This window comes from Bacillus sp. CZDM1 (genome assembly GCF_055502545.1).
Window position 1 is genome coordinate 836,384 of sequence record NZ_JBUESO010000001.1, and the last position, 22,871, is coordinate 859,254.

Consider the following 22,871-nt stretch of genomic DNA (forward strand, 5'->3'; position numbering starts at 1 on the left):
TATTTATTTCGAAAAATCAAAGTAGTTTCGCTTCAATAAGCGCGGAGCAGCCATTAGGGTGTCATAGTTCATACTTTTTCCGAGCTTTGAGCAATCAATTAAAAATAGATGATCCTCGATTTCTTTCACCGTATTATCTGTTTGATAGGTCATTCCGCATTCCAAGCAGTTAACGGAGGGTGTGTCCCGAATTTCAATCGCTTGTGTACCATCTGGAAGTTCCCAATATACCGTGTTGCTTGTTTCACGCGCTGTGTCAGATTCGCACCATTGACAAATCATAACTACTCCTCCCTCGCTCCAACTGTCTCAAACTTACTCAGTTGCGATTGGAATTTCTTCTCCTTTAACTCATCACGTTTGTCACGTTTATCCTTTAAAGAGCTATGCTCAGGATTTTCCTTATATGTTTTGCGACGATCTAAACGGTTTAAGCCTTCTGGTGTAAGGTTAAATTTCGTGTCATCAATAATGGATAGAACTCCATTACTTTCAAACTTTTCAAACACCTCAGGATATACTTTTTTGTAGTAATTCTCTGCACTGCCTGACTGATAATTTTCTGGCTCCGGATAAGATGTAATGACACCTTCAAAATTACGTAATACTACTTTATTAGAACTTTGAGAAATGATATAGTTCGGCTGCAATGGAATTTTACCGCCTCCACCCGGGGCATCAACAATAAATGTAGGAACGGCGTAACCCGATGTATGGCCGCGGAGTCCTTCCATAATTTCCAATCCTTTGCTGATTGGTGCACGGAAATGGCCAATCCCTTCTGATAAATCGCATTGGTAAATGTAATATGGACGAACGCGAATTTTAACAAGGTCATGCATTAGTTGTTTCATAATCGGCACACTATCGTTAATGCCTGCTAAAATAACCGATTGGTTACCAAGCGGTACCCCAACATTTGCAAGCATTTCACATGCACGCTTCGATTCTTCCGTAATTTCAATAGATGTATTGAAATGTGTATTCAACCAAACTGGATGATACTTTTTCAAGATATTACAAAGATTTTCTGTAATTCGCTGCGGGAACACAACAGGTGCCCTTGTACCGATACGGATTATTTCTACATGCGGAATCTCACGTAAATTCTTTAAAATATATTCTAAAATATTGTCATTAATAAGGAGCCCGTCTCCTCCAGAAATTAACACATCTCGAATTTGTGGGTTAGATGCGATATAATTAATCGCTGTGTCTAACTGTTTCTTTGGTACGCCCATTCCGATTTGTCCGGAGAAGCGTCTTCTCGTGCAGTAACGGCAGTACATGGAGCATTGGTTTGTTACTAGGAACAACACGCGATCGGGATAACGATGCGTTAACCCAGGTACCGGCGAATCTTCATCTTCATGCAGGGGATCCTCTAAATCATATCTTGTTTTATGCAATTCCTGGCCAATTGGAACTGACTGCATACGAACCGGACATCTTGGATCATCTTGATCCATAAGCGATGCATAATAAGGGGTGATGTTTAATGGGATTGTTTTTGTTGCAATTTTAACACCTTCTTCTTCATCAGGTGTTAAGTTAACAACTTTCTTTAAGTCCTCTAAACTTTTGATTGTATTCGTCAGCTGCCAAACCCAATCATTCCATTGCTCCTCCGTTACATCCTTCCAAAGCTCGATTTCTTTCCAATGCCTTTTCGGTTTGAATAAAGTGTTTCTCATGATTAAACTCCCCCTAAATTAGTTGATTTTTTATACCCTTTAATGAAATCTCTGTTTATTAAGAAATGGAGTATTCCATATAGTAGCGATTTTCCCCTTGACCAAATTCATCGAATCTCGTCTCTTGAATGACAAACCCTAATTTTTCATATAACTTGACGGCTGCCTTGTTTTGAGTACTGACGGTTAAGCAAACCTTATGAAATCCATCTTGTTTTAAAATCGGATAAATTTCCTCAAAGAATAATTTTCCTATTCCTTTCCCTTGCTGGTCGGAGCGGACATAAAACCCAAAAATGTAGGCTTTATGAATATCATTGTAAGCTCTCATCAATTCGCAAATCGCAATCGGCCTTGGATCATTTTGCTGCCGGTATTGAATAAGTTTCCCGTAGCGTGTGAGCGGGACAAGGGCTTGTTCATCTACTGCTCCTAATCCTGGAAATGCATCTTGCTCAAGCTCCATCATCATTTTCAGTTGTTCTGGATTCAATGAAGGTGGTACTTCGACATAATAGGTTTTGTTCAATGTTTCCATTTTTCCGTCCCCCCCTGTTCTACTTCATATTGGATATCATCCAGCGGCCAAATTGGCTTAGGAATGTATCGATACGTAAAAGTTGTTAAACGATTGGAGGCAACACCAGGTGCATCCACATAAATGATACGGCCAACAATCGGCTCAAACGCAGCCCGAAAATGATTTTTAGCCTTTAACCCAAGAATTCTCTTTGCCTGCGGCTCAAGGCCAATATGACGAAACATTTCCGGATCATTCGCTGACATCGGCCTTCCAATGAGGAGTATATCCATCTTGCCAACACGAATGTGTGCCGCTCCTTTTAAATCGACTCTTAAATGCTGATTGAACGGCCCAGAATTGTGAAATACACCGTCTGATAAGGCCACGACCGTTGCTTCGACATGAACGGGCTCCCCAAATTCAGGTGATACTTTCCCTCCTAGGGACAATAATACCTTTTTTCCGACCCCTTTTTTGCGGCAAGCCTCGAGGGATTCTTGATCGTAGAGTCCTCCAAACAGCGTGTCAGAAATGTTCATCTTCACCATCTCCCGAAGCAGCGCTGTTGTATCCCCGCTCCCGCAGCTTAAAGGATTATCCGAGATATCCGCCAGCACGACCGGTTTGTCATCTTCAATCGACATCGCCAAATCGAGCCCCTCTTTTACACTTGGCAATTCCATGATAAATTCTTCTCTGACACTCCAGAACAAGGATGCCATCTTTTGGGCAGTCTCTTTTCCTTTTTGTGGATCGAGTGAAACCACAAGTACACTGGCACCGACCATGGGAATATCCGAGTACGGAAAGCCGCCAAATACGGACACATTATAAATTCCTTCTTCCTCTTCGGCCTGTTTCGCCCACTCTATCATTTTGTGCATCGGCCCTTCTGCCGTTCTCATATTGATAGAGGGAGGCATCATCGGCAATTTTTCAAAAGAAGCATAATAAAGTACATCTTCCTTTAATTGCTTCAATAAAGCCAATGCCGCATGAACGCCTTGTTCATACATATCAACATGTGGATAGGTTTTAAATCCAAAATGAAGTGGTGTGTAATGAACCATTTTTTCACTTAAATTGGCGTGCATATCCAGTGTTGTCGCAATCGGGACATTCGGTCCAATCAGCTCGCGAATTTTCCCGAGTAAATGCTCTTCCGGGTCAAAGAGGTTCTCCACCACCATTGCCCCATGCAGTGCCAGCAATAATCCGTCGAGCCTTCCCGCCTGCTGGATGGACTCCAGCATTTTTTTTTCGATGATGGAGTACGCCTCTGTTGATACCACTCCCGAGGGAATCGCAGCCGCACAAAGCAGCGGTACGATTACTACATCCCTTTCTTGTTTCAATACATCCAAAAACCCGCCCACTTCCGTTTTCGTACCATTATAGGCATCATAAATTTCATCGCCGATAAAGTAACCTTCATTTCGAAACTGCTGGATTTCAGTTTTCATCGGGCTGAAACTGTGGGATTCATGGTAAAAGAATGCAATACCGATACGATTTTTTCTCATGTTCTCCCACCTAATAATAGATATTGTCCGTCAATTAATAGTTCGTATATATTGACTTCCACTCTGTCATGACATCAAATACATGATGGGAAACTTCACGGTGACCGTTTCCGGACATTTTCATCCCCCCAAACGCCACTCCCATCTCGGCATTGGATGTTCCGTTATTAATATAGACAAGTCCGCTTACCGCTTCCTTTGCAGCACGGTTCGCATAGTGAAGGCTCTCAGTATAAATGGAAGTCGATAACCCATAAATCGTTCCGTTATTTACCTCCATGGCTTCCTCATATGAATCTACTTCAATGATGGCAAGAACAGGACCAAAGATTTCTTCCTGTGCAATAGTATCATTCGGTTTCACATTCTCGATGATGGTCGGCTCATAGTAATAACCGCCTAATTCTTTGACACGCTGCCCGCCTGACACAATTTTTCCGCCTTCTTCAATCGCTGTTTTTACATATTTTTCGACTGTATGAAGCTGGTCTTCATTTACGAGAGGGCCCACTTGTTTCCCTTCTTCAAGTCCATTTCCTATTTTCATAGACTTTGTTAATTCAACTACTTTTTGTACGAGCAGTTCCTTTACTGGACGTTCAACGATTACTCGACTTGCCGCTGTACAGCGCTGACCAGTCGTCGTAAACGCTGATTTTACGATTCCGTCTGCCGCCTTGTCCAAGTCCGCGTCCTTCAAGACGATCACTGCATTTTTTCCACCCAATTCCAATGAAATACGTTTTAACGTTTTACTGCTCATTTCAGCCAGCTTTTGTCCGACTTCTGTTGAGCCCGTAAACGAAATGATTTTAATATCTGCATGCTCTGCGAGTGTTTGACCAACTGTTCTTCCTGAACCGGTAATTAAGTTCACAACCCCTGCTGGCAATCCAGCTTCATCTAACACTTCCACAAATATCTTTGCTGATAGCGCAACCTCTGAAGCCGGCTTCCATACGACGGTATTACCAGAAATCAGGGCTGAAAAGATTTTGTAGGAAGCAAGCGCAACCGGGAAGTTCCAGGGGGTAATGCACGCCGCAACTCCAAGAGGTTCACGGACCATTCTTACGTTCCGATCTAGGAAGCCAGTCGGGACCGTTTCTCCAAAGAGGCGTCGTCCTTCACCTGACATATATTGAGCAGTCGCGATGACCACTCCAACTTCGCCTAAAGATTCTGGCAGTACTTTTCCCATCTCCATTGTCATGACACTAGCAAGTTCCTCTTTTCGTCTCTCAAACAATTGTGCTGCTTTCGTTAAATAGGCCGCTCGTTCTGGTATGGGGGTGTTTTTCCATTGTGAATACGCTTCATTCGCTTTTGTGACAGCTTCATCCACTTGCTCTGTTGTGGCAGCCGCACATATGCCGACAAGTTCCCCCGTTGCCGGATTTAAGCTTTCAAAGTAGGACTGATCGGGAGCACTTACCCATTTTCCATTTATATAAAGATCTCCCTGAGGAATTTCTGTTTTGATTTGGCTGGACATAAACTTGACCTCCTTTTTCGTTGTATACCTAGTAATCAAAAATTAGTTTCCGGATATAGTTTCTGTTATCACATCTTCTAAAATCGTTAATCCTATATCTAGCACATCTTCTTGAATATTAAGAGGCAGCATTAATCGGATTGTTTGCCCGCTTACACCACAGTTCATAATGAGCAATCCATTTTCCAGTGCTTTCAATTTAATTTTCGGTACAAAGAAAGCAGCAGATTCCGAATCGAATTCAATACCAATCATCATGCCGATTCCTCGAACTTCAACAATGCCTGGTAAATGTCCTACAGAGTTATGAAGTCGGCCGACAATCTCGGCACCGAGTTTAGCACTGCGTTCTACTAACTTCTCTTCCTCAATGACCTCTATATTTGCCAATGCCGCAGCACAAGATATTGGATTTCCTCCAAATGTCGAACCATGACCAGCCGTCGGCCATTTTTCATGAAGCTCACGACTTGCTACAATAGCACCAAGAGGCATGCCGCCGGAGAGAGCTTTTGCCAATACTAAAATATCAGGGGTCACATTCGCATGCTCTGCCGCAAACATTTTGCCTGTACGGCCAAATCCTGTTTGTACTTCATCAAAAATAAGCAAAATGCCGTGTTCCTCTGTAATCTTTCTTAACTCCTGCAAAAAGCTTGGCGGTGCCGGATAATAGCCGCCTTCACCCATTACAGGTTCAATGATGATTGCCGCTACACGTGAAGGGTCCACGCGTAAATCGAACAATTTTTGGAGCTGATTTAAGCAATACTCTTCAGCTTCTTCTTCTCTAATGTTTTTCAGCTGGCTCGGATACGGATATGGTACGTGATACACCTCTCCTAAAATCGGTTCATAATAACGACGGTATTTAGAGCTCGATGCCGTAATCGCTGTTGCTCCTAATGTGCGGCCGTGAAACGATCCTTCAAAAGCTATGATGGCAGGTCTGCCTGTAGACGCTTTCGCTAGTTTGAGTGCACCATCAATAGCTTCCGCTCCCGAATTGGAGAAAAAGACAGTGTCTAGATTTCCTGGTGTAATATGAGCAAGCTTTTCCGCCAAATTTGCTGCTGTTTCGTAATAACCATAGTTCAATCCAAGATGAATCAAGGCTTCAGCTTGCTTTTTAATGGCTTCCACCATTTTCCCGTTGGTATGCCCGACAGCGTTGACAGCCACTCCGGAAACGAAATCGATATACTCCTTTCCGTCTGTCGTCCAAAATTTGGCTCCATGCGCTTTTTCAATGACAAGCTCCGTTACCCTTGTCATAACCGGTGATAAATGTTTTTGTGCCTTTTCTTTAATCTCTTCTGTTTTATTTTGTAATTTCATAAATCTCATCCTTTCTTAATCGACCTTTGAATATCGCGAATGAATCATCTAAAATTCTTACAATCTCATCAATTTCTGTTCTCGTAACATTTAATGGAGGGCTGATGATGAGGTGCTCCCCCTTTGTGCCGTCAATTGAACCAGAACCAGGATAAAAAACCGCACCAAGTTCCATCGCAATTCCATTCAATCTTTCTGCAGCTTTTTCGGATGGATCGAACAACAGGTCCTGGCCATAATCCTTCACAAGCTCTATACCTACTAAAAGCCCTCTGCCGCGAACATCAGATATATAAGAATGTTTTTGCTTCAGTTCCTTTAGACGTTTGACAAGGTAGGTACCTTGTTTTTTGACGTTTTCCAGCACCATATCTCGCTCATAAACGTCCAATGCAGCAATACCGGCTGCAACAGCAACAGGATGCCCACTATATGTGTAACCGTGAATGAATTTCCCGTCACTGTTTTGAATGAGTCCGTCGATTAACCGATCATGAACGATCATTCCGGCGAGGGGGGCATATCCCGCTGATACCCCTTTTCCGAATGTGATAATATCAGGCTTGATTCCAATTTGTTCTGTCGCAAAATTGGTACCAGTACGGCCAAAGCCAGTCATCACTTCATCGATAATTAAGACGATTTCGTATCGATCACACAGCTCTCGAACTTTCTCAAAATAACCCGGCGGCGGCGGAACAGCCCCTTGCTGGCTTCCAACAATCGGTTCGGCAATAAATGCCGACACATTCTCAGGACCTAGCTCAAAAATGGTTCTTTCAATATCCGTTACACACGTCCAGTTTTGTTTAGAGAGACAATCATCTTTTTGACGATCGTATGGACATCGGTGGCAGTATGGAGAATAGACATGGGCATAGTTTAAAAGATTAGGAGTGTATGCATGCCTTCTTTTAACGTCTCCTCCTGCGGATAAAGAACCTATGGTGTTTCCGTGATACGATTGCCATCGCCCGATCACAATGTGTTTTTGGGGTCTGCCGCCGTCCCGATGATATTGCCTCGCCAGCTTCAAAGCGCTTTCATTTGCTTCGGAGCCCCCGGTTGTAAAATACACTTTATTTAAATGGTCTGGAGCCATTTTTCCAATTGTTTCAGCCAGCTTATGTAACGCTTTCGTCTCGAAGCGCATGGTATGGACGAAAGCTGCTTTTTTTGCTTGTTCTGCCATGGCCTCTCCTATAGAAGTAATCCCATGGCCCAAGTTAGCTGCAACCGCTCCCGAGCAAGCATCCAAATATTTTTTCCCGTTCTCATCTATAAGATAGACCCCTGCACCGTGGGTAATAATCGGATACTCCTTTTTTAAATCACGATGAAACACGTAGTCCTTTTTTATTCCATCCATCTTTCCACCACCATTGCCATTCCTAATCCACCCGCCACACAAATCGTCGCAAGGCCATATTGCCGTTTTTGTTTTTCAAGCTCATGACATAATGTAGTGACGATCCTTGCACCGGAGCATCCAAGGGGATGGCCCAAGGCAATCGCCCCACCGTTTACATTCACGTTGTCTCCTTTTATGTCCCATTCTTTTAAACAAGCAAGGCTTTGAGCGGAGAATGCTTCATTTAATTCAATTAAATCGATATCTTCCAAACTAAGACCCGCTTTTTTCAACGCAATCTGGGATGCAGGAACCGGACCGATACCCATTTCTTTTGGTGATACACCCGCTGCAGCAAAGGAACGAATCCTTGCCATCGGGACCACTCCAAGCTGTATCGCTTTTTCTTCTGACATCAACAGCAGCATCGAAGCTCCATCATTTCTTCCAGATGAGTTTCCAGCTGTTACCGTACCATCCTTTTGAAACACAGAATTTAGTGTTCCTAACTTTTCAATGTCCGTCAATCTTGGGTATTCATCTATCGCAAAGTGTCTAATCCCCTTTTTTCCTTCCTTTACCGGAACAGGTATGATCTCTTCTTCAAAATGACCCCTTTCAATTGCACGTTTCGTTTTCTGCTGACTCCTGAAAGCAAATTCATCTTGTTCGCGGCGGCTTATGTTATATTTTTCAGCCAGCCACTCAGCTGTTTTCCCCATCGTAAAACGACCGTATATCTCCTCTGGCTGCGATTTTGGCTGACTCTCCGTATTTGAATCATACAGCGTCATATCACCCATCTTGTTCCCAAATCGAGTCCCAACCGTATAATGAGGTGCTTGTGACATGTTTTCGACGCCTCCTGCTAAAACGACGTCAGCCTGACCAGTCAAAATGGACATCGCTCCGTTAATGACAGCCTGCATGCCTGAACCGCACTGGCGATGAACAGTATAAGCAGGAATCGTTTCGGGAAAATGTGCCTGTAATGCCGCGACTCTTGCAATATTCGGAGCATGCGCACTTTGCTTTGTTTGTCCAACGATGACTTCATCAATAATATTGGCACCGTAACCAGAAGCAGAAAGATTATTTTTCATGATGAGGGAAACGAGCACTTCGGGGGGAGTATCTGCCAGTGATCCACCGAAGCTTCCAATAGCCGTCCGAAATGCATTTACAATTACAACCACTATACAGTCACCTCTTTGCCTATATTGAAAGATTCAGCAATTTGGAAGGGTGCGTCCGTTTTCTGTTGAATTTCCTCAAGGGAAACTCCAGGGGAGAGCTCAATAAGATGAAGTCCATCTTCCTTTACAGCGAACACCGCCAAATCGGTAATAATTAAATCCACTTTTCGTTCCGATGTGACCGGATAAGTTAATTCCTTGACGATTTTTGAATCTCCTTGGTTAGATGTATGCATTGTTGTTACGATGACCTTTTTGGAGCCTTCCAATAAATCCATCGCCCCACCTACACCTAGAACACTTTTTCCTGGGACGGCCCAGTTGGCAATCCGCCCAACTTGATCAATTTGTAACACCCCAAGGATTGAAACGCTTACATGCCCTCCGCGAATCATCGCAAAAGAGGAAGCGCTATCAAAAAAGGATGCTCCTTCCAAAACTGTGACAGGCAGTTTCCCCGCATTGACAAGATTTTGGTCAATATGCTCTTGTTCTGGCGTAGGACCTACACCAAGAATGCCGTTTTCCGAGTGTAAAAAAACGTTAACATCTGATGGAATATGATCAGCCACTAGTGTTGGAATCCCTATCCCCAAATTGACGATATCGCCATCCTTCAATTCCTTTGCTGCTCTTTGTGCAATGTATTGTTTCATATTCAAGCTAGTCCCCCCCCCTTCACAACAAGATAATCAACGTATAAATGAGGAGTCACAATTTCCTCAGGAGAAATTTGGCCTACCTCAACAATCTCGTCCACCTCTGCAATAACCACATCCGCAGCTGTTGCCATCATCGGATTAAAGTTTCTTGCCGATTTGTTGTATATGAGATTTCCTAATTTATCTGCCTTTTTCGCTTTAATTAGTGAAAAATTGGCTCTAAGAGGCTCTTGGAATACATACTTTTTACCATTAAGGGTACGCTCTTCTTTGTTTTCAGCGATTTTCGTTCCTACGCTGACTGGTGTATAAAACCCTCCTAATCCCGCACCGCCCGCTCGAATGGCTTCAGACATCGTTCCTTGTGGAAGAAGCTCCACTTCTAATTCTTTATCCTGATGAGCTTTAACCACTTCTGGATTTGATGTAAAATACGAACCTATTGCTTTTTTTACTTGCTTTTGCCGTACTAAAACTCCAAGACCTCTGCCCGGTTCACCTAGGTTATTACTAATAATCTCTAAGTCCATCACTTCCGATAGAGCCAAACCGGCAATTAAACTAAGTGGACTTCCTATAAGACCAAATCCACCTACCATTATTCGAGAGCCGCTTTTAACCTTTTTTACGGCTTCTGCGCATGTTATCAGCTTGCTCATGTTTTTTTATCCCTGCCTCTCCATCGACTTTTGTGGGTGTTAACCGTTTGGTAAAATAAAAAACCGAGCAAAACATAAATCTCTATAAAAAATGTCGTTTCAACGAACATTTCTTACACAGAGTTCATGTTTGCCCGGTTTTAATAAGACCATGGGAAGAGGTCATCTTCCCACTTTATTATAACCAAACGTTATGTATTCATTTGCTTCACATTATCCCAGTAACGTTGAACTGCAGCTTGAAAAGCCACAATGATTGCTTGCTGGGATGGAGCAAAATAAAAACTTTGAATTCGTTTAATCAGCTGCTCAACACCGTCTTCAAGACAGTAGCCTATCAGCAGTTTTTGAAAATAATTTTTTGTTAGTTCAGTTACGAATGTGAATTCAGCGCCGATAATCTTATGATCCTTTAGATTCACTTCGAGGACAATTCCAGCATGCTTATACATTTCATACATGGAAGTTCCCTGTGGAGCTTTTGCATATCCTGTAACAATCACCGTTTCCAGTGTTTGCATGCCCTAATCCACCCTTCAAAAACCCACTGAACACCTTTCTAACACGAGTATACGGGTTAGAATAAACAATGTCAATGCGAATATTTTAAATTTTTAAAAAAGTTAAAGCGCTTTCAATACCGATAAAGATCTTACAACTAATTATTTGAAGTTTTTACCAACCACGTTCCTGCATACGCGCTTCAGGAGACAGAGTTGAAATCTCAATACCTTTCATTGCAATTCCAAGATTTTTTGAAATCTCTGCAATTAGTTGATAGTCCTGGTAGTGGGTTGTTGCTTCCACGATAGCTCTAGCGAATTTTGCTGGGTTATCAGATTTGAAGATTCCTGAACCAACAAATACTCCATCAGCACCTAACTGCATCATAAGTGCAGCATCAGCAGGTGTTGCTACTCCACCAGCTGCAAAGTTTACAACAGGCAGGCGTCCAAGACGCTTAATCTCAAGTAGAAGTTCATACGGAGCTCCTAGCAGCTTAGCCTCTGTCATCAATTCATCTTCACTCATTGAAACGACTTTACTTACCTGTGCATTTACCTTACGGATATGACGAACTGCTTCTACGATATTACCAGTTCCCGGCTCTCCTTTTGTACGAAGCATGGATGCACCTTCACCAATACGGCGACCTGCTTCGCCAAGATCACGGCAACCACAAACAAATGGAACAGTGTAAACTTTTTTATTTAGATGGTACTCTTCATCAGCCGGTGTTAAAACTTCGCTCTCATCAATATAATCAACGCCCATTGCTTCAAGAACCCGGGCCTCAACGATGTGTCCGATTCGTGCTTTTGCCATAACCGGAATGGAAACAGCCTTCATAACTTCTTCTGTAATTCGTGGATCTGCCATTCTTGCCACTCCGCCAGCTGCACGGATATCAGAAGGCACGCGCTCCAATGCCATTACAGCTACTGCTCCTGCTTCCTCTGCTATTTTTGCTTGCTCAGCATTAACAACATCCATTATGACGCCGCCCTTTTGCATTTCAGCCATGCCTCTTTTTACACGATCCGTACCTGTTTTCATTGTTAATCCCCCTTTGATGATTGTGAACGTATTAATTTTTTTAAAAGGAAAACTCATATAATTCAATAGGAATTATCATTAACCAAAAGGCTTGGCTTCTAAAAATGTATAATATTACATATTTCTCCAAATCCTTTTTTCACTTAACACAATGCAATTACTGTGCCAATATTAAAAACGCCTATTTGCTAACTATTTGTGAAGTCAATATGCAAAATTTCTTGGCACTAACCTTGTATTTTTTGCACCTAAACTGCAAAAAATTTCTCTTTAGGATAAAAGAAAACCAGCCTCATTATATTTATGAGACCGGTTTTGCTATTGATTAATATTTAATTAGTGAGTATTTCTTTTTACCTCTTCTAATTATCGTAAATTGACCTTCAATTCGATCAGTGTCCTGCAATACATAGGTTGTATCGGTTATGCGTTCCCCGTTCACTGTAACCGCACCATTTGTGATATCTTCTCGAGCTTGGCGCTTGGATGGAGAAATTTCCGCTGCAACTAATAGATCAACTAAGTTAGCATCGGCTTCAGTAGCATTAAAGGATGGAACGTCTTTGAAACCCTGCTCGATTTCTGAAGCAGACAGGCTTTGGACATCCCCGCTGAATAATGCTTGCGTAATTTTAATCGCCTGCTGTAAAGAGTCTTCACCATGAATCAGACGAGTCATTTCCTCAGCCAAGGCCTTTTGTGCCTTGCGTAAATGTGGTTCTTCCTCAACAGACCTTTCTAACGCTTCAATTTCTTCGTGAGACAAGAAAGTAAAGTACTTCAAGTATTTCACTACATCTGCATCCGCTGCGTTAATCCAGAATTGGTAGAATTCATAAGGGGTCGTTTTCTTAGCATCTAGCCAAACGGCTCCACCTTCTGTTTTCCCAAATTTTGTACCGTCCGCTTTTGTAACAAGTGGAATCGTTACTCCATATGCCTTCGAACCTTCTGGCTGCATTTTACGAATTAGTTCAAGTCCGGAAGTAATATTGCCCCATTGGTCACTTCCCCCCACTTGTAATTTACAATTGAAATTCTCGTAAAGGTGATTAAAGTCCATAGCCTGAAGAATCGTATACGTGAATTCGGTAAACGAGATCCCGGAATCAAGTCGTGAAGCAATTGTATCCTTAGCCAGCATGTAATTGACGCCAATGTGCTTACCAATATCACGTAAGAACGTAACAATATCCATCGACCCTGCCCAATCATAGTTATTCACCATGACAGCACCATTTTCACCATCAAAGTTAAAAATAGCTGCTAGCTGCTTTTGAATCCCTTCAACATTTTTCTGTACAGCCTCCAAGGTTTGCAGATTACGTTCTTCACTTTTACCACTTGGATCTCCGATAAGCCCTGTTGCACCGCCAACTAGAACAACAGGACGGTGTCCATGCTGCTGAAATCTTCTAAGTGTTAAAAACGGCACCATATGTCCGATATGCATGCTGTCTGCTGTTGGGTCTACTCCACAATATAGAGAGATTTTCTCCTTACTAATTAAATCCTTAAGGCTCTCTTCATCTGTTTGCTGGTAGATGAGGCCGCGCCATTTTAAGTCTTGTAATAAATCCATTTGCATATTCCCTCCAAATTCTCTAATAAATAGGCTGTGTTAAACTAGGCTGTTGATTTGCGAACTTTTTATCACAGCACATCAAAAAAATAAAACAAAAAGCGCCCCTGCAAAAAATGCAGGGACGCATATACGCGCGGTACCACCCGGCTTGAGGAATGAATCCTCCAACTCGTAAAAATTAACGGTTTAGACCGTTCCCCGCTACTTCTTTTTCACGGAGAAAGCTCTGGGACGTAATTCACTCTTCTATTTGTGTCAGCTTTCACCAGCCGCTGACTCTCTTAAAACAGGGATAGAAGACCTACAGTAGATTCCCTTCATAGCTTGATTATGAAATTTATAACTTATAGAATTTTTACCATATTTTATACCTGCTGTCAAACAAGAACTGGTAATATCAGAAAATGTAGAAGTTTGTCATTTTTGCAATCGTCATTATGCTATAATATATGTGATTTTAAAAGAGGTGATTCTATGAATGATAAATTTCAAGCGTGGATAGAGAAATTAAAGTCCATAACCAACTTGTTTACCCATAAAAAAACAGTAAAAAGTGCACGTATAACGTACCATGTCTTTTGGAACCTTTTACTGCTGCTAATGACAGTCGTTATCCTTGGGGGAGCATTTGCAGGTGGTGTGGGCGCAGGATATTTTGCCTCGCTTGTAAAAGACGAACCTGTCCGATCTTATGACAGTATGAAGAAAGACATTTATAATTATACGGAAACATCGGACTTATATTTTTCTGAGAATGTCTATCTTGGAAAACTGCGTACAGATCTTGAACGAGAAGAAGTGAAAATAGACCAAGTATCAGATTATCTGGTAAAAGCAGTAATTGCAACAGAAGATGAGTATTTTTATAAACACAAAGGAGTTGTGCCAAAAGCAGTATTTCGTGCACTATTCCAAGAAGTAACCAACTCTGCTAATCAAACTGGCGGTAGTACATTAACACAGCAATTAATTAAAAACCAAATTTTAACAAACGAAGTCTCATTCGCAAGAAAAGCAAATGAAATTTTGCTCGCCCTTCGATTAGAGAAATTCTTTAGCAAAAAAGAAATACTAGAAGCTTACTTAAACGTTTCAACTTTTGGCAGAAACTCATCCGGTAAGAATATCGGCGGTGTTCAAGCAGCGGCAAAAGGAATCTTCGGAAAGAATGCCAGCGAATTGACCCTTCCACAAGCAGCCTTTATTGCAGGTTTGCCACAAAGCCCCTTTGGGTATACCCCTTTTACAAGAGAGGGTACTGTGAAAAATAATTTAGAACCTGGGCTTTCCCGAATGAAAACGGTACTAAAAAGAATGTATGATGGCGGTCATATTGATGAAAAGCAATATGCGGAAGCCTCATCCTACGATATCACAAAGGATTTTATTCCTGCAGGGATCAACCCGCTTGAAAAATATCCATACTTATCATTTGAAATTGAAAAGCGTGCGGTTGACGTACTGACGAATGTATTGGCGAAAAACGAAGGTTATGAAGAAAAAGATTTAAAGGAAGATGAAAATCTTTATTATAAATACCAAACATTAGCCAAGCAAAACTTAAGACAAAATGGATACGAAATTCACACAACCATTAACAAAGATATCTATGATGTCTTTCAAGTTGTAAAGAATAACTACTCTAACTACGGACCTGATAAACCTGAAGAGAAACAGGATCCAGAAACTGGGGAAACCATTACTGTCATGGAGCCGGTTGAAGTCGGTGCTATGCTAATCGAGAATAAAACAGGGAAAATCATCAGTTTTGTAGGTGGAAGAGACCATAATAAACAGGAGCTTAATCATGCGACTAGCGCTGTCCGCCAAAACGGTTCGACGATGAAGCCCTTACTAGTTTATGCACCGGCCATTGAATTGGGGAAAGCATCACCAGGGACACCTTTACCGGATGTAGCTTTAAGGCTCGAGCCTTCCATTTCAAGACCTTGGCCTCTCAACTATGATAAAAGATACAGTGGTATCACCTCAGCAAGACATGCACTAAAAAAATCTTATAATGTTCCTGCAGTTAAACTTTACAAAGATATCATTGACCAGCAGCCTGCAAAATATCTTGAAAAAATGGGTTTTACATCTCTAAGAAGTGAGGATTATACCAATCTCTCCACCTCTATTGGGTCATTGAAAAATGGTGTAACCGTTGAAGAAAATACCAATGCGTTTGCTACTTTTGCAAATGAAGGTAAATTTGTTGATGCTTACATGATTGAAAAAATCGTCGATAAAAACGGTAAAACCATCTATCAACATGAAGTGAAGCCTGTCGATGTATTTAAACCACAAACGGCATTTTTAACGCTTGATATGATGCGGGATGTAATCGGACCTGGCGGTACCGCAGCTGCTATAAATAGTAAATTGAAGTTTAGAGCAGATTGGGCAGGTAAAACAGGAACAGGAAACGAGTTCATTGACTCTTGGTTTGTTGCTACCAATCCAAGCGTATCATTTGGGATTTGGACAGGCTATGACACGCCAAAATCATTAAATAAGTCTTACTCATCAAGAACGAACAACCTATGGGCTGAATTAATAAATGCAGCTTATGATATTAAACCAGAGTTAATAAACCCAAATGTACAATTTCCTGTACCAGCTGGAATTGTAAAACGCTCATTTTGCGCCGTTTCAGGTTTATTACCTTCGGATGCCTGCTCAAAGGCAGGTTTAGTTGTAAGTGATTACTTTAATGCGGAGAATGTACCGACAAAGCGAGATGATAGCTTAATTGCAGGAAATTATGTGAAAATTGGCGATAAAAAGTATCTTGCATTAGATTCAACACCAGCGGAATTTTCAGAGCAAGGGGTTATCCTAAGTCCTGACTTTATTTCACAAATGGTTGGAAAGAATTTCAACAATCCAAGCCAGCTAATTCCTAAGATGGAGCGTTGGGGTAAGATTCTTGTTCCTAATGATAAAATTGTAGATAATGGAAAAGCGCCAGACGGCGTGACCCTATCACTTTCCGGTAACAATTTAATTTGGAGCGCACCAGGTGATAATGATATTGTTGGATATCGAGTATATCAAAATGGAAAGAAGGTCGCGAGCATCAAAAATGGTTCCAGTCTTTCCTTTACAGCTTCTAACGGTTCATACCATGTAACAGCTGTAGATATCGCAGGGAAGGAATCCGCGGCTTCGAATAAAGTAGAGGCAGGTGTTATTAGTACACCTACACCTACTCCTACTCCTACTCCTACTCCTGCACCTCAATAAAGCAAAATAAAGGAGCTTGGATATGAATCCAAGCCCTTTATTTTTTTGATTCGCTTTTTTTATTACTTCTAATTGGATAGAGTGCTTTTTCAAGAGTAAGTAAATTCTTTTCTGTTATTTCTGCTTTTCTAGGGATTGGTTTATACATATCCTCTGGGTCATCCCAGGTAATAGGAAGATTTACTGGTGCTTTTTCTTGCCAATAATCCAGCCAGTCCAGTGGTAAACTTCCATAACAGTTTGAGTTTTCAGTCATTTCCATCCATACAAGTGCCCAAGCCCTTGGAACGACCCTCCAAATATCATATCCCCCTCCGCCGACTGCAATCCATTTACCACCGCAATATTGATGGGCAATTTCATGTGCAAGCTTAGGAATTTCACGATAGATTTTCATCGTCGCTGATAAATGGGTTAAAGGGTCATAATAATGGGAGTCAGCCCCATTTTGAGTCAGGATGACATCTGGTTTAAAAAACTCAGCTACTTCCTTTAGCGATTGAGTATAAGCATGAAGCCAGGATTCGTCCTCTGTAAATGCATCTAAAGGAATATTGAAGGAATAACCGTATCCCTTTCCTTGGCCTCTCTCGTTCACATTACCGGTACCAGGGAACAAGTATCTTCCCGTTTCGTGTATGGATAAAGTACAGACATCGGGATCGTCGTAAAAGGACCATTGTACACCGTCTCCATGATGGGCATCGGTATCAACATATAGAACTCTTGCATTATATTTATTTTGTAGATATTTAATGGCTACTGAACTATCATTATATATACAAAATCCAGAAGCTTTTCCGCGAAATCCATGATGCAATCCACCTCCCAGGTTAAGGGCATGAACTGCCTGTCCTGTCATAACTTGATCGACAGCCGTAAGTGTTCCTCCAACTAAAAAAGCGCTTGCTTCATGCATATTAGGAAATATCGGAGTATCCTCCGTACCTATCCCATAGTTCTCAGCCACATGCTGTGGAAGTTGTCCATCCCCTGCCATCTTTACAGCATCAATGTAACTAGGATCATGAACAAGGGCAAGTTCCTCCTCTGTTGCCATTCTCGGAGGAACTACCTGATGATTGTCCAGGACATTTAATCTATGTAATAAATCTACAGTAAGTTTAAGTCGAAACTGATTAAATGGATGATTACTGTTGAATTTATATTTTAACAGTTCTTCTGAAAATACAAATGAACATCGATCGGTCATAGGGAAACACCTGGCAGATTTGGCCACAGTACGTCATAGCCAGATTGTTTTAAATCCTGGATAAGCAAAGTAGGATTCATCGTTTGCAATCTGATGACAAGTATTTTGTATTGGTCATTCTTTTTATCAGGATAAACGAGTACACTTAAAATATTTGCTTTCCGATTCTTTATCAAACTAGTAATATCACTAAGCTTTCCTGCAAGATTAGGAACCCTAATTTCAATTTGAGAACCTGGTTGATGGGCACCTGTCAACTCAACTAACGTTCGGAGTAAATCAGTTTCAGTCACTATTCCAACTAGTTTTCTACCGTTTGTAATCGGCAGGCAGCCAATTTTATGCTCATAAAAGAGTGCTGCAATTTCCTCTACAAAATCAAGCGGATGACCCGTGATGACGTCCTTTTTCATTATGGTGTCTACAGGGTTTTGCAAGTCCTCTACATGTTCGTTAGCACGGAATATAGATGGAGCAGCATCGCGAATATCAGATAAAGTTACAATACCAACAAGTTGTTGTTCTCCATCAATAACAGGAATATGGCGAATTTTTTTCGTTTCCATTAATCTCATTGTCTCAGCAATTGAAACTGTTGGTGTAACGGTAACAATCTCCGTTTTCATTATTTCCTCTACTATCATCCAAAAGCCCCCCTCAACCTAAATTTCGTATTAATACATAAATCGATTCATAAAACGAAGCCGGTCAAACCGTTGAATTGTCTCTACATCGACTCTGTTGCCAATTCTAGCCATAAGGCAATTTGCCGGGTGTGAACATATCTCAGGGTCATCCGTTGCATACCATTGGAGGGCCCCAGCATTCATCATTTTCTCCATGATTTTCCGGTACTCCCAAACATTTAAACCTGTTCCTTTTAAATCCCAATGCCAATAATATTCTGTCGTAATAATTAAGTAATCCTCCATGGCATCATCCATCATAGAAACAATGAGGAGATTCTTTCCTACCGCACATCCTCTAAATTGAGGAATTACCTCAATAGCACCTAATTCAATTAAATTATCCATTTTGTCTTCCGACCATCTTTCAAGAGGATCTGGAAATAGGTAGGTCACATAACCAACAATGGTATGATGATGCCTAGCGATAATAATTCTTCCCTCTTCAAGCTGTGCGATCCCTACTAGCGCTTTATGCTGCTGCTCTGGGGGACGAAAAGCGGTAAGATGTTCGTGAAACTCATAGCCAGCAAGTTTATCTGAGGAAATAGGACCTTCGATAATTAAGTTTCCATGGGAAGTTTTTAATTCTTTAGCATTGTACGTTTTTCTGTGTTCCATCCCTACACCACCTGAAAAATCATTCGCATATCTAATTCTATTATACATAATTTCTATCGCTTTTTAGCCTCTTCCCACAATTTTCTGTTTAATTAGAAAATGATGTGACAATTTACCGAAATTGATAAAACTTTTTTTAAAATTGAGAATAATTACTTTTTGTACTATAATTATCTCATACTAGCATAAGGGGGAAATGGAATGAAAGTGGAAAAGCTGCCAGTAATGCAAGGAGAGCATAATTTAGCAAATTATGATGAGAAGTATAAGAATTTTAGTTGGGAGGAGACTGAAAAGGAATTCTCTTGGCATGAAACAGGACTTGTTAACATGGCATACGAAGCGATTGACCGCCATGCAGAAACTTTTCGTAAAAATAAGGTAGCCCTTTATTATCGCGATAATTTCAGAAATGAAAAGTATACTTTTAAAGAAATGAAAGAGCTTTCAAATCAAGCTGGAAATGTTTTAAAAACATATGGCGATGTAGAAAAAGGAGACCGTGTTTTTATTTTTATGCCTCGCTCACCTGAACTATATTTTACTGTATTGGGTGCCATTAAGCTTGGTGCGATTGTCGGGCCGTTATTTGAAGCCTTCATGGAGGGTGCCGTTAGGGATCGTTTACAAGATAGTGAAGCAAAGGTCTTGGTCACTACCCCTGAACTGTTAGAACGTGTACCTGTCGATGAGCTGCCATCATTAAAGCATATTTTCCTTATCGGCCAAAATGTTGATGAACAAGGACCTTATATTGACTTTTTGAAAAAGTTCGAAGATGCAAGCAACAAGTTGAGAATTGAATGGGTGGACCGTACAGATGGTCTCATTCTTCACTATACTTCTGGTTCAACAGGCAAGCCTAAAGGGGTACTGCATGTACATAATGCAATGATCCAACATTATCAAACAGCAAAATGGATACTCGATTTGAAAGAAGAAGATGTTTATTGGTGTACAGCAGACCCAGGCTGGGTAACAGGGACATCTTACGGTATTTTCGGACCATGGTTAACTGGAACATCAAACGTCATTGTTGGCGGTCGTTTTAGCCCTGATACTTGGTACAAAATGATTGAAGACTTCGGTGTCAGCGTTTGGTATAGTGCTCCGACCGCATTCCGGATGTTAATGGGCGCAGGGGATGAAATTGTTAAGAAATACAATTTAAGCAGTCTGCGACATGTACTAAGTGTTGGAGAGCCGCTAAACCCTGAGGTAGTAAAATGGGGCGTGAAGGTTTTTAACAAAAGAATCCACGATAACTGGTGGATGACGGAAACAGGTGCACAGCTTATTAGCAACTACCCATGTATGGAAATTAAACCAGGTTCGATGGGCAAACCTATTCCAGGTGTAGCGGCTGCGATTGTTGACGACCAAGGAAATGAACTTCCACCTTACCGCATGGGGAATCTTGCTATTAAGAGAGGCTGGCCATCCATGATGTACACCATTTGGAATAATCCTGAAAAATATGATTCCTACTTTATGCCTAGCGGATGGTATTTTTCTGGCGATTCCGCCTATATGGATGAGGATGGATACTTCTGGTTCCAGGGACGGGTGGATGATGTTATTATGACGTCTGGAGAACGCGTTGGACCATTTGAGGTAGAAAGTAAGCTTATTGAGCACCCTGCTATTGCAGAGGCTGGAGTAATTGGAAAACCTGACCCTGTCCGCGGCGAAATTATTAAGGCTTTTATTGCGCTAAGAGACGGCTATGAAGCTACAGATGAACTTAAGGAAGAAATCCGGAATTTTGTTAAAAAAGGTCTTGCTGCACATGCAGCACCAAGGGAAATTGATTTCAGAGATAAGCTTCCGAAAACAAGAAGTGGTAAGATTATGAGACGTGTCTTAAAGGCATGGGAACTTAACTTACCAACAGGTGACCTGTCTACAATGGAAGATTAAAAAGAAAAGCGGAAGCGCTATGATCAAGGCGCTCCCGCTTTTTTTTAATTCGTTGATTGACGGTGTTCGATGCGATGTGGAAGCACAACGGTTTGTTCCTCTACCTCTTCTTTGTTCATTAATTTGGTGAGTAAACGCATAGCCACCGCTCCGATATCGTATAAAGGCTGAACGATTGTGGTCAGCTGGGGGCGAACCATTAATGAAAGCCTTGTATTATCTGATGTGATTACTTCGAAGTCTTCAGGAATTTTATATCCTTTATCCTCGGCACCATGAACGACACCAAGTGCCATTTCATCGGAGCCAACTAGTATTGCTGTTGGTCTATTAGGAGCCTCTAATAATTTATCGAATGCTTCTAATCCAGAGTCATAGGTGTAATCACCTTCTACAACAAGTGAATCATTAAAATCTATTCCTGCATTTGCAAGTGCCCGCTGATATCCCCTTAGTTTTTTGTGGATATTTCTTGGCTCCTGTAATGGACCTATTACAAAGGCGATATGCTTATGACCTTTTTCAATAAATTCATTCACTGAGTCATAAACAGCTTGTTCATAATCGATGTTAACAGAAGGAATCTGTTCCGATTCTTCAATCGATCCAGCTAAAACAATCGGAACTGGTGACTTTCCAAATTCCTCCACATGTTCTTTTGTAATATTTCCACTCATGAATACAATCCCATCCACTTGTTTCCCCAGCATTGTATTTAATAAGTGTAATTCCTTCTCTAAGTTTTGATCGGAATTGCTTAAAATAATATTGTACTTATACATGGTAGCGATATCTTCGATCCCACGAGCCAGTTCTGCAAAAAAGATATTTGAAATATCGGGAATGACTACCCCAACAGTCGTAGTCTTTTTACTAGCCAATCCCCTTGCGACAGCATTAGGGCGGTAGCCAAGTCTATCAATGACTTCTAAAACTTTTTTTCGAGTAACAGGTTTTACATTTGGATTTCCATTGACTACACGTGAAACGGTTGCCATCGAAACATTTGCTTCCCGGGCAACATCATAAATTGTTATATTCACGTTAACACTCTCCTTAAACACGATACGTATTTTCTTTTATTTTACAGCATTTTCAATAATTTAGTCATTGTGATATAGTAAACAAACTTTTTTATATGTATTTAATCATACGATAAGAACAAGCAAGTCGCAATGATATTTGTTCTCATTTTCACTTTATTTTCACTTTCTTATAAAAAGAAACCTTCTGTAAGACATTAACGGGTTACGTTTTAGGGTGCTCTCTTATTAAAAGACACAAGAATTAACGTAGGAATTGGGAGAAGTCTTTTCTTTATTTATCAAGGTTTCTACGAAATATCATTAAATTTGACATAGCAATTGACCTCATTATATATAATACCTCTGTCATTTGCTGTGCCGTTTTGAGTACCAATTTTTTTGATCTTTATAATCTGGTCGATACAAAGCTGCTGATTCCTATATCTAGGATCAAGAGGGGCCGCACTTATCAGTTTGGGGATCAGGTTAAGTACCCGAGCGATTAAGTCCGTATAATTGTGTAAAAAGAAAAGGGGTCATTTTTATCCTACTTGGCTACAATGTTTAACAACGACGA

The 22,871-nt window shown here is 41.1% G+C and carries 19 protein-coding genes and 1 other annotated feature; of the genes, 2 read left to right on the forward strand and 17 right to left on the reverse strand.

The window, feature by feature from the left end; translation table 11 throughout:
* Positions 1-3: 3 nt before the first annotated feature.
* The 13 genes from ACY3XC_RS04415 to tyrS form a co-directional block, all read right to left on the reverse strand.
* Positions 4-282, reverse strand: coding sequence for a YokU family protein (locus ACY3XC_RS04415; RefSeq protein ID WP_464867419.1), 279 nt, complete (start codon positions 280-282; stop codon positions 4-6).
* Between the two features lie 2 nt (positions 283-284).
* A complete protein-coding gene (gene kamA, locus ACY3XC_RS04420; RefSeq protein WP_464867420.1) occupies positions 285-1,694 on the reverse strand; it encodes a lysine 2,3-aminomutase in 1,410 nt (469 codons plus the stop codon).
* Positions 1,695-1,752: 58 nt separating this feature from the next.
* Positions 1,753-2,232, reverse strand: a complete 480-nt coding sequence (locus ACY3XC_RS04425; RefSeq protein ID WP_464867421.1) for a GNAT family N-acetyltransferase — start codon at positions 2,230-2,232, stop codon at positions 1,753-1,755.
* Positions 2,220-3,740, reverse strand: coding sequence for a M81 family metallopeptidase (locus ACY3XC_RS04430; RefSeq protein WP_464867422.1), 1,521 nt, complete (start codon positions 3,738-3,740; stop codon positions 2,220-2,222). The genes ACY3XC_RS04425 and ACY3XC_RS04430 overlap by 13 nt, the downstream gene beginning before the upstream one ends.
* Positions 3,741-3,774: 34 nt before the next feature.
* A complete protein-coding gene (locus ACY3XC_RS04435) occupies positions 3,775-5,235 on the reverse strand; it encodes an aldehyde dehydrogenase family protein (protein ID WP_464867423.1) in 1,461 nt (486 codons plus the stop codon).
* A gap of 42 nt (positions 5,236-5,277) precedes the next feature.
* Positions 5,278-6,573 carry an aspartate aminotransferase family protein gene (locus tag ACY3XC_RS04440; RefSeq protein ID WP_464867424.1) on the reverse strand — a complete coding sequence of 432 codons (1,296 nt, stop codon included), beginning with the start codon at positions 6,571-6,573 and terminating at the stop codon, positions 5,278-5,280.
* Entirely contained in the window at positions 6,557-7,942 is a 1,386-nt protein-coding gene (locus ACY3XC_RS04445) for an aspartate aminotransferase family protein (protein WP_464867425.1), read from the reverse strand. Before ACY3XC_RS04445 ends, ACY3XC_RS04440 begins: the two co-directional genes overlap by 17 nt.
* Positions 7,930-9,120, reverse strand: coding sequence for a thiolase family protein (locus tag ACY3XC_RS04450; protein WP_464867426.1), 1,191 nt, complete (start codon positions 9,118-9,120; stop codon positions 7,930-7,932). The genes ACY3XC_RS04445 and ACY3XC_RS04450 overlap by 13 nt, the downstream gene beginning before the upstream one ends.
* Positions 9,120-9,782 carry a 3-oxoacid CoA-transferase subunit B gene (locus tag ACY3XC_RS04455; protein ID WP_464867427.1) on the reverse strand — a complete coding sequence of 221 codons (663 nt, stop codon included), beginning with the start codon at positions 9,780-9,782 and terminating at the stop codon, positions 9,120-9,122. Before ACY3XC_RS04455 ends, ACY3XC_RS04450 begins: the two co-directional genes overlap by 1 nt.
* Positions 9,779-10,441 carry a CoA transferase subunit A gene (locus ACY3XC_RS04460; RefSeq protein WP_464867428.1) on the reverse strand — a complete coding sequence of 221 codons (663 nt, stop codon included), beginning with the start codon at positions 10,439-10,441 and terminating at the stop codon, positions 9,779-9,781. The genes ACY3XC_RS04455 and ACY3XC_RS04460 overlap by 4 nt, the downstream gene beginning before the upstream one ends.
* Positions 10,442-10,632: 191 nt before the next feature.
* A complete protein-coding gene (locus tag ACY3XC_RS04465; protein ID WP_464867429.1) occupies positions 10,633-10,962 on the reverse strand; it encodes a DUF3870 domain-containing protein in 330 nt (109 codons plus the stop codon).
* Between the two features lie 154 nt (positions 10,963-11,116).
* Positions 11,117-11,998, reverse strand: coding sequence for a pyridoxal 5'-phosphate synthase lyase subunit PdxS (gene pdxS / locus ACY3XC_RS04470; protein ID WP_464867430.1), 882 nt, complete (start codon positions 11,996-11,998; stop codon positions 11,117-11,119).
* 325 nt (positions 11,999-12,323) lie between these two features.
* Positions 12,324-13,580, reverse strand: a complete 1,257-nt coding sequence (tyrS, locus tag ACY3XC_RS04475) for a tyrosine--tRNA ligase (RefSeq protein ID WP_464867431.1) — start codon at positions 13,578-13,580, stop codon at positions 12,324-12,326.
* 117 nt (positions 13,581-13,697) lie between these two features.
* Positions 13,698-13,913, reverse strand: a binding site (T-box leader).
* Positions 13,914-14,057: 144 nt separating this feature from the next.
* On the opposite strand from tyrS, the gene ACY3XC_RS04480 reads away from it, so the two are divergent.
* Positions 14,058-16,829 carry a transglycosylase domain-containing protein gene (locus ACY3XC_RS04480; RefSeq protein WP_464867432.1) on the forward strand — a complete coding sequence of 924 codons (2,772 nt, stop codon included), beginning with the start codon at positions 14,058-14,060 and terminating at the stop codon, positions 16,827-16,829.
* Positions 16,830-16,866: 37 nt separating this feature from the next.
* Here ACY3XC_RS04480 and ACY3XC_RS04485 read toward each other — a convergent pair whose 3' ends face one another.
* Genes ACY3XC_RS04485 through ACY3XC_RS04495 form a run of 3 tightly spaced genes read right to left on the reverse strand, consistent with a single transcriptional unit; the run spans position 16,867 to position 19,349 of the window.
* A complete protein-coding gene (locus ACY3XC_RS04485) occupies positions 16,867-18,042 on the reverse strand; it encodes an acetoin utilization protein AcuC (RefSeq protein WP_464867433.1) in 1,176 nt (391 codons plus the stop codon).
* Positions 18,039-18,686 carry an acetoin utilization AcuB family protein gene (locus tag ACY3XC_RS04490; protein ID WP_464867434.1) on the reverse strand — a complete coding sequence of 216 codons (648 nt, stop codon included), beginning with the start codon at positions 18,684-18,686 and terminating at the stop codon, positions 18,039-18,041. Before ACY3XC_RS04490 ends, ACY3XC_RS04485 begins: the two co-directional genes overlap by 4 nt.
* A gap of 30 nt (positions 18,687-18,716) precedes the next feature.
* Complete coding sequence (locus ACY3XC_RS04495) at positions 18,717-19,349, reverse strand: GNAT family N-acetyltransferase (RefSeq protein ID WP_464867435.1); 633 nt, start codon at positions 19,347-19,349, stop codon at positions 18,717-18,719.
* 201 nt (positions 19,350-19,550) lie between these two features.
* Between ACY3XC_RS04495 and acsA the strand changes: the two genes are divergently transcribed.
* Entirely contained in the window at positions 19,551-21,269 is a 1,719-nt protein-coding gene (gene acsA, locus ACY3XC_RS04500; protein ID WP_464867436.1) for an acetate--CoA ligase, read from the forward strand.
* Positions 21,270-21,313: 44 nt separating this feature from the next.
* On the opposite strand, the gene ccpA is transcribed toward acsA, so the two are convergent.
* The gene (gene ccpA, locus ACY3XC_RS04505; RefSeq protein ID WP_464867437.1) at positions 21,314-22,312 is read right to left on the reverse strand and encodes a catabolite control protein A; all 999 of its coding nucleotides are present in this window, start codon (positions 22,310-22,312) and stop codon (positions 21,314-21,316) included.
* Positions 22,313-22,871: the final 559 nt, after the last annotated feature.